Source organism: Streptomyces hiroshimensis, assembly GCF_014650335.1.
GTDB lineage: Bacteria > Actinomycetota > Actinomycetes > Streptomycetales > Streptomycetaceae > Streptomyces > Streptomyces hiroshimensis.
This window is the reverse complement of sequence record NZ_BMUT01000036.1, coordinates 1-879: the sequence shown is the minus strand read 5'-3', so window position 1 is coordinate 879 and position 879 is coordinate 1. Positions and strand designations below refer to the sequence as shown.

The 879-nt window shown below is 68.4% G+C and carries 1 protein-coding gene; it reads right to left on the bottom strand.

The genetic code is table 11. From position 1 onward, the window contains the following. Nucleotides 1-879 (bottom strand): IS5 family transposase gene (locus IE241_RS33865; protein ID WP_373300823.1). Its coding sequence is split into 2 segments (ribosomal slippage), with 880 coding nucleotides annotated over them: nucleotides 1-505 and nucleotides 505-879; the frame shifts between segments, so codons are not numbered across the junction. This gene is flagged as partial in the annotation.

Sequence of the window (879 nt, the reverse complement as noted above, 5' to 3'; positions counted from 1 at the left end):
AGGTAGATGTAGGCGCGTTTTTCGTAGCGGGTGGCGACAGCGCGGAAGCCCTTGAGGCGGTTGATGGCGCGTTCGACGGTGTTGCGTTTCTTGTAGCGTTCGCTGTCGAAGCCGGTGGGCCGGCCGCCTCGGGATCCTCGGTTCAGCCGGTGCCTGCGCTGGTCGAGCCGTTCGGGGATGGTGTGCCGGATTCCGCGTCGTCGCAGGTAGCGGCGGTTCTCCCGGGACGTGTAAGCCTTGTCGGCCAGGAGATGGCCGGGCCGGGTACGGGGCCGTCCGGCTCCGGCCCGGGGCACACGGACCTGTTCCAGCACCCGCCCGAGCTGGGGGCCGTCGCCGTAGTGCCCGGGTGTCAGGACGAAGGCGAGGGGCCGGCACCGTCCCTCGGCGGCGAGGTGGATCTTGGTGGTGAATCCTCCGCGGGAACGTCCCAGGCACTCGCCGATCGGACCACCTCCTCCAGCCGGACAGCCAGTTTCCGCAGTACCGGATCGACCTGGTTCGTCCTCCGGCCGGCCCCCTTTTGAGGAACCGTGGCCACCGGCGTCTTCCTCGCACCTGCGGCGTGCTGGTGGGCCCGCACCGCTGTCGAGTCCACCGACACGTCCCAGTCGATCCCGCCCGCGGCGTCCTCGGCGGCCTGGACACGAGACAGCAGCATCTTCCACGTTCCATCAGCTGACCAGCGGCGATGCCGTTTATAGACCGTTTCCCACGGGCCGAACCGCTCCGGCAGGTCCCGCCACTGCACACCGGTCCTCACCCGGTAGAGAACCCCGTTGATCACCCGACGGTGATCACTCCACCGGCCCCCACGCACACCACCAGGAGGTAAGAACGACTCCAGCCGATCCCACTCCGCATTCGTCAGATCCCCAC